Raw genomic sequence first — 6,702 nt, 5'->3', positions numbered from 1 at the left:
AGGCCCGCCTCGAGCGGCGCCCAGTCGCCCGCGCCGCTCCCGCGTGGCGCCGGCGACTCCGGCGGTGCAGCCTCGTCATCGTGGCGGCACCGGGCGGCCCTCAAGTGAGACATACGGCTCCCACCGATCGTGTGCGCAGGGTGGAACCGGTGACGTGGCCGCGCGCAAGGGGGTCCCACGGCCGACGTCACCGGGGGCTAACGTGACAGGTGTCCGACTGTCCGTAGCCACGCACACGGTAGCGCGCTACATAACTACCGCGCTACACCGCGGCGTGGCCCGTTCGAGTGACACGGTGAGCGTGTCGCCCGAGCCGAAAGGTGAGGCCCTTGATCGAGGTGAGCCACGTCGTCGCGGAATGGGCGTTCACCCAGGGACTGAAGAAGCTGCGTGAGGCCAGCGACAACTCCAACCAGAGCGAGATCGCCCGGAGGATCGGCAAGAGCCGGGCGGCCATCGGGCATTACGAGACGGGCCGGTACCTGCCCAGCCACGAAAGCCTCGACATCATGCTCGACGCCTACGGCCACGGCGAGCGGGCCGGGTACTACCGCGCGCTGCGCGACCGCGTGGAGACCCACGCGCCCGACTGGTGGGAGGACGAGTTCGCGGACGGCTTTCCCCCGTGGTCGCTCGCGCTGCTCGCTGGACTGGAGCATTCCGCCGTCCGCATCCGAATGTACGACCCGCACGCCGTGCCCGAGTTGTTCCGCACCCGGCCCTACGCGGAGCGGGTGCTGCGTGCGGAGCTGCCGACACCCCGGGCCGGCGACGTCGCCGACCACGTGCGGATGGTGCGGGGGCGCCAGGCCGTCCTGGACCGCGCCGCACCGCCCGGGCTGGAGTGCGTACTCGACGAGTCGGTCCTGCGCAGGGTCGTCGGAGACGCCACCGTCCACGCCGAGCAGCTCCATCGACTCCGTGAGCTCACCGACGAACCGCACGTGGATATCCGGGTGCTTCCGGAGGACCGCGGGTGCCCGGCGGGCGCAGCGGGCGGGTTCACCACCATCCTGCTCCCCCGCGACGTGATCCAGGACTTCAGCGAGGTCACCTACGTGACCACGCCCGTCGACCGGGTCCACTACGTTGGCACCGACGAGCTGGCCTCGTTCCGTGCCCTGTGGGACAACGCCCACTCCGCCGCCCTTTCCGCGGACGAATCACGGGCCTTGCTCACCGAATACGCGGAACGGCTCGCCGCACGCACGTAACCGCACGGGCGCCGGTTCACTCCCGTGGCATCGCGGGTCCCCGGCGCTGACGGGGAACAGAAGTGGCCGGAGAGGCGCAGAATCTCCGCGAACGAGAGCGCGGCGCACCCCGTTCCGGCCTCCGGCACGCCGGGGAAAAGCACCGGCCGGAATCGGCGGGGCATTTTCCCGCGCCTGACGACGAACCACAACGGAAATAGTGATTCACACTCTCCCCCACGAATTACGGGCGACCGGGTCGCGTGGTGTTGTCACGGAACAGGCGGCGCGGCCCGAACGGAGGGGACCGGCCCGCACCGCGCCGCCGTCGGCCTCCGACGTACGAGGTGAACGGTCCCGCCGCGCCGTGGCCGACGACACTGTAGCACGCTAGTCGGCTAGCGCGCTACACCGCGCTAGCCGCGGCGAACGCAAGGCGCCACACGATCGCCGGTGCCACCCCGTGTCCGAGTGGACCGGGTGGCACCGGCGACGGAGATCCGGAGGACTCGCGGGTCAACGCATGGTGCGTCCGTAGCGGACGGCGGCCGTGAGCTGGTCGGACGGCACGTCGAGCGCCAGGCTCAGCCACTGCCGCCAGTAGGGCCCGGGCACCCGCTTGCCGCGTTCCCAGCGCGCGACCTCGTCGCGGCTGACGCTGGAGTTGCCGGACAAGTCGACCAGGCGGTCGGCCAACTGATACTGCGTCAGACCGCGGAGCTTGCGCACCCGGCGCACCAACTCCCAGATCGGCTCCGCGTCCGCCTGCCCGGACGGCGCGGAACGCCCGTCGCCGGGGGACCCCGCCGTGGGCAGGACGGGCCGTGAATCTGCGGACAACGCCTGCGCCGGCGCGGTTTCGTGAAAAGGCATAGTCATCATGAGTGCGGGGTTCGGGGACGGGTACGGATCGCGTCACGGCGCACGACAGTTGGCGATCGGCCAAAATAGCGGGACCCCTCACCGCGCTGCAGCACCACGAGCGACACCACTCCAGCTTCTTCCACCGAACCGGACACTGACACCACCAAACGGGCTATCTTGCACTCCGCAATTTGCACATGGGCATCGACAGGCTAGTGCACGTTCGTGCGTCCACATCACACTCCCCATCGGAACGACTATCGCCGTGCACGCCCGCGCGTTACACCCGCCGGCGAGTCGTCACACGATCACACCAACGCAGCAGAATACCGGTATCCGTGGCGACAATCGTGCGCCGAGCACAACCGGATGTCCGACCCGCACCGCATTCTGGCCCCCTGCATTCGAATGCGTACGGCCGATAGAGTCCGAAACAACCGAACCGTATTCTACCGGGAGTGTGAGCGTGTCAGGACGGCGTAATCAGGGAAACAATACCGGTGCCGGCGCGGCGCCCGCCGGTGAGGAACGCGATTACACCGTCCGCGCCGTCGAGCGAGTCTGTTCGATTCTCAACCTCTTACAGGAGTCCATTGACGGTGTCTCGCTGATCGAGGTGGGACAGGCCACCGACCTGCCGAAGTCGTCGGCGTTTCGGTACCTGTGGACGCTGGAGGCGCACCGGTACGTGGAGCGGGACGAGGGCACCGGGCTGTACCGGCTCGGGCTCGGATTCGTGGGGATGCAGTCGCGCCAGCTCGAAGTGCTGCGCGAACGTGCCCGCCCGTGGCTGGAGAAGCTGCGCGACGAGTTCGACGAGACGGCCAACCTGGCGATTCTCGACGGTGACCACATCATCTACGTCGACATCGTGGAGAGCCGTAACCGCGTGCGGCTCGCCTCCGCCCGCGGCGCACGTGACCCGCTGCACTCGACCGCGCTGGGCAAGGCGATCGCCTCCCGGCTGAGCGAGGCACGGGTCCGGGAGCTGCTCGAGCACACGGGGATGGACACGTTGACCGAACGGACCATCACGACCGTGGACCGGTTCACCGAGGAACTCGCCGCCGTGCGCAGGATCGGCTTCGCGCTCAACGACGGTGAGAACGAGACCGACGGCAGATGCGTCGCGGTTCCCCTGCTCGGTGCGCGCCTGCCCGCGGCCATCAGTATCAGCGCCCCGTCGGCACGGTTCTCCCGCGAGGACGCCGAGCGCGCCGCCCGCAGGCTGGTGGAGGTCACGAAGGAGATCACCGCGAGCCCCATTCCCGAGCAGCGCTCGGTCGAGGCGAGAGACTGACCCGACGCCACCACCGGGCGCTCTCCGTCCGCCCCCTCCGCGCCGCGGGAGACCCTCCCGCACCTGGGGCGCTCTCCGGCGGAAGCGCCGCGTCGAGGCGGCCCCGGGGCAGACCCGTCGGCACTCCCTCGTCGAGTGCGAGCCGCCGGTCGCGACACCGAGCCATGAGACCGCGTCGCGCCGCGCTGGGGCGCGGTCTGCACTCGGGTGCAGCGCGGGACCGTTCTATCTTGCAGAGCATGAACGGTCCCGAAAGCAAGAAGTACAACCCGGAGAACAAGACCGGGTACGAATACGTCCTGCTCGCCGACCACATGGCCGAGCTCATCGACCGGGGTGAGTGGCCGGTGGGCTCGCGACTGCCCGGCGAACGGTCCCTGTCCGCCGAGTACGGGGTCGCCCTCGACACGATCCGGAAGGCGACGCAGATTCTGCGGGACCGCGGGTTGGTGCAGACCCTGCGCTCGAAGGGCACGTTCGTCGCCGCGCGGCACTGACCGGCTCGCGAGCACACCGAGCGTGGCCGGGTCGCGGCGGAACGGCGTGAACGCCGTCACCGGCGAGCACCGCGCGCTCTCCGGCCCCGGGTACCAGCGGGTAGCCTTTCCGCGATGTCGCTGTCCCGCACCGACGCACCCGGTGAACTCAGGAGGCTGGAGGAGCTGTGCAACTCGGCACGGCTGCTCGCCACCGAGGACGCCTTGATCACGCCCGCGAGCGCCTCGGCCTGGCTGCGCGCGCAGGAGGTGGCCGTCGGCGAAGTGACTCGGAAGGAACACGAACTCCTGCTCCGGGTCCGCGAGACCGTGCGGGACCACCTCGGAGGCAGGCACGTCACCGACGAGCTCAACAAGCTTGCCAGGACGCTGCTCACCGCGCCCCGTTGGTCACCGGCGGGTGAGCCGGTGCTTCCCCCGCGCAAGAGTGGCGCGCTGGAGACCTACCTCGCCGAGATTCTCGCGGCGACCTTCAGCGCGGGCCTGACCGGTGAACTCGAACGGCTGAGGACCTGCGAGGACCCGGAGTGCCGTTCGGTGTTCTACGACCGCTCCCCCGGGCGGAACACGCGCTGGTGCTCGCTCGACCTCTGCACCGCGCGCCGGGCGAGCAGGCCCTATCGCTCCCGGCACGGCGGCTGACCCGGAATGTCCGAGGCGACGTGGGTGACCCGCGCGAGCGCCTCGACGAGGGTGGAACACACCGGCAGTCCGACATCGAGACCGGTGATCCGCAGTGGTCGCGACACCACGTCCGGGGCGACCACCGCCCAGCGCAGCGCCAGCCGCTCGGCCACGCCCCGGATGTGGACGAGCGCGGACAGGCCCGCCGCGCCGAAGAAGCGGACACCGCTCAGATCCAGAACCAGCACCCGGAGGCCCGGGTCCCGTTCGTCGACGCAGTGGCGCAGCGCGGGCGCGGCCGCCAGGTCCACCTCACCGGCGACGCGCACGATCACCACGCCTTCGACCGGCGGTTCGACGCGGACGTCGACATCCCTGCTCGTCAGCTGTTTCATCGGTCGCCTTCCGGCCGTGCGGATCGGGCACGACGGTGCGGATCACCGTGAGCGACGGTACGCCCACAGGAGTCCATACCGCAAGCACTACGTTACGGTGACGATTCGGCAACGGGCCACGAGCGTCCACCGTGTCCGGAGCGCTCCCGGACGGCCGGACGCGCACGGGGTCGGTGGGAGGCGTTCCCTGATCGGCCGGATGCACACCCGGAGGGTCCGCGCGCGAAGCGCCGACCACCCCTGCTGAAGTACATAGTAGACAGTCGCGGTGCCGGTGCCGCACGCGGTCCCACGAAGGGAAAAAGACGGCACTTCGGGGTGAACTCGCGGATCTCGGCACGAAGATCGGGGCCGCCGCCGTGCTGCGGAGTCGGTTGTCAATCCGGCCCCGGCGACCCACCCGGGGCCGGGGTGTGGCCGCCCGGACCCCGGGGTAGTCACGGTCCCGTGACCCCTGACGAGCAACCCCACGCGGAGGGGCGCGAGCAGGCAGGCGGCTACGAGGATCTCGCACCACTGTTCAACACCCTGGCCGAGCTCGCGCCGGACGACCCGAAACGGGCCGTCGTGCGCGACGAGATCATCACCCGGTGCCTGCCGCTCGCCGAGCACATCGCGCGACGCTTCGTCGGACGTGGCGAGCCGAGGGACGACCTCGTGCAGGTCGCGCGGCTGGGGCTGCTCAACGCGATCGACCGGTTCGACGCCTCGCGGGGCACCGAGTTCGTCGCCTTCGCCGTCCCCACGATCATGGGTGAGGTCCGCAGGCACTTCCGGGACTCGAGCTGGGCGGTGCGTGTGCCGCGCAGGCTCAAGGAGCTGCACCTGTCCATCAGCCAGGCCAGCGGCAAACTGGCCCAGCGCCTCGGCAGGGCACCGACACCGAGCGAGCTGGCCGCCGAACTCGGTCTGGCCGCCGAGGACGTGTGGGACGGACTGCTCGCGGGCAACGCCTACCAGTCGGTGTCCATGGACGCCGCCTACGACGACGAAGGCACGTTGCCGTTGGCCGAGACGGTCGGCGAGGACGACGCGGAGCTTGAGAACGTCGAGTACCACGAGTCACTGCAACCGCTGCTGGCGAGCCTGCCCGAACGGGAGCGGCGCGTGCTGATCCTGCGCTTCTTCGGCAACATGACACAGACCCAGATCGCCGAGCGAGTGGGCATCTCGCAGATGCACGTGTCCCGGCTGCTCGCCCGGACCCTCGAGTTCCTCCGCACCCGGCTCACGGAGTGAGGGCGCGCGACGGGAGGAGCCTGCCCGCCGCGCCGTTTGGCCGCCCAGGGGGCCGGGTACGCCGCGCAAGCCACTGTCCGTCGCCGACCGCGTGGGGTGCCATGGACTCGGAGATCACACTGACCGTGGACGGTCGCTCGCATCACGTGGTCCTCGACACGCGGGTGACCCTGCTCGACGCCCTGCGGGACCGGCTCGGCGTGTTCTCCCCGAAGAAGGGGTGCGACCACGGCCAGTGCGGCTCGTGCACGGTCCTGCTCGACGGCAGGAGGGCGACGACCTGCCTGACCTTCGCCGTCGCCTGCGACGGAGCCGAGATCATCACGAGCGCCGGTGGCGCCGAGCGGGAGGACCTGCGGGCGCTGCACCGCGCGTTCGTCGATCACGACGGGCTCCAGTGCGGCTACTGCACCCCCGGCCAGGTCTGTTCGGCGGCGGGCGTGCTCGACGAGGCGGAGGCAGGCTGGCCGAGCGCGGTGACCTCGGACCTCGACACGGCACCCGAGCTGGACGCCACCGAGATCGCCGAGCGCATGAGCGGCAATCTGTGCCGTTGCGGGGCCTACCCACCGCGTCGTAGAGCGTCTCGG

8 protein-coding genes are annotated in these 6,702 nt (G+C 70.2%); 6 read left to right on the top strand and 2 right to left on the bottom strand.

Annotated features, from left to right (window positions below; translation table 11 throughout):
• Positions 1-329 precede the first annotated feature (329 nt).
• Positions 330-1,214 carry a helix-turn-helix domain-containing protein gene (locus SACSA_RS0109235; protein ID WP_019815300.1) on the top strand — a complete coding sequence of 295 codons (885 nt, stop codon included), beginning with the start codon at positions 330-332 and terminating at the stop codon, positions 1,212-1,214.
• A 495-nt stretch (positions 1,215-1,709) separates the two neighbouring features.
• Here the strand turns inward: SACSA_RS0109235 and SACSA_RS26720 are convergent, their stop codons facing one another.
• The gene (locus tag SACSA_RS26720; RefSeq protein WP_019815299.1) at positions 1,710-2,033 is read right to left on the bottom strand and encodes a helix-turn-helix domain-containing protein; all 324 of its coding nucleotides are present in this window, start codon (positions 2,031-2,033) and stop codon (positions 1,710-1,712) included.
• A gap of 490 nt (positions 2,034-2,523) precedes the next feature.
• Between SACSA_RS26720 and SACSA_RS26715 the strand changes: the two genes are divergently transcribed.
• The 3 genes from SACSA_RS26715 (at position 2,524) to SACSA_RS0109215 (ending at position 4,496) form a co-directional block, all read left to right on the top strand.
• Positions 2,524-3,357 (top strand): IclR family transcriptional regulator, encoded by an 834-nt coding sequence (locus SACSA_RS26715; RefSeq protein ID WP_048876611.1) that lies wholly within the window; start codon positions 2,524-2,526, stop codon positions 3,355-3,357.
• A 239-nt stretch (positions 3,358-3,596) separates the two neighbouring features.
• Positions 3,597-3,854 carry a GntR family transcriptional regulator gene (locus tag SACSA_RS0109220; protein WP_019815297.1) on the top strand — a complete coding sequence of 86 codons (258 nt, stop codon included), beginning with the start codon at positions 3,597-3,599 and terminating at the stop codon, positions 3,852-3,854.
• A 114-nt stretch (positions 3,855-3,968) separates the two neighbouring features.
• A complete protein-coding gene (locus SACSA_RS0109215) occupies positions 3,969-4,496 on the top strand; it encodes a CGNR zinc finger domain-containing protein (RefSeq protein WP_019815296.1) in 528 nt (175 codons plus the stop codon).
• Here SACSA_RS0109215 and SACSA_RS0109210 read toward each other — a convergent pair.
• Positions 4,472-4,873, bottom strand: coding sequence for an STAS domain-containing protein (locus SACSA_RS0109210; protein ID WP_019815294.1), 402 nt, complete (start codon positions 4,871-4,873; stop codon positions 4,472-4,474). The genes SACSA_RS0109215 and SACSA_RS0109210 overlap by 25 nt on opposite strands.
• A gap of 447 nt (positions 4,874-5,320) precedes the next feature.
• On the opposite strand from SACSA_RS0109210, the gene SACSA_RS0109205 reads away from it, so the two are divergent.
• Positions 5,321-6,112, top strand: a complete 792-nt coding sequence (locus tag SACSA_RS0109205) for a SigB/SigF/SigG family RNA polymerase sigma factor (protein WP_019815291.1) — start codon at positions 5,321-5,323, stop codon at positions 6,110-6,112.
• 101 nt (positions 6,113-6,213) lie between these two features.
• A partial coding sequence (locus SACSA_RS0109200) for a 2Fe-2S iron-sulfur cluster-binding protein (RefSeq protein ID WP_019815289.1) occupies positions 6,214-6,702 on the top strand: 489 nt, incomplete at its 3' end.

The sequence above is a fragment of the Saccharomonospora saliphila YIM 90502 genome (assembly GCF_000383795.1).
Classification (GTDB): Bacteria; Actinomycetota; Actinomycetes; order Mycobacteriales; family Pseudonocardiaceae; genus Saccharomonospora; species Saccharomonospora saliphila.
The sequence above is the reverse complement of the archived record's forward strand: the minus strand, read 5'-3'. Positions and strand labels throughout refer to the sequence as shown.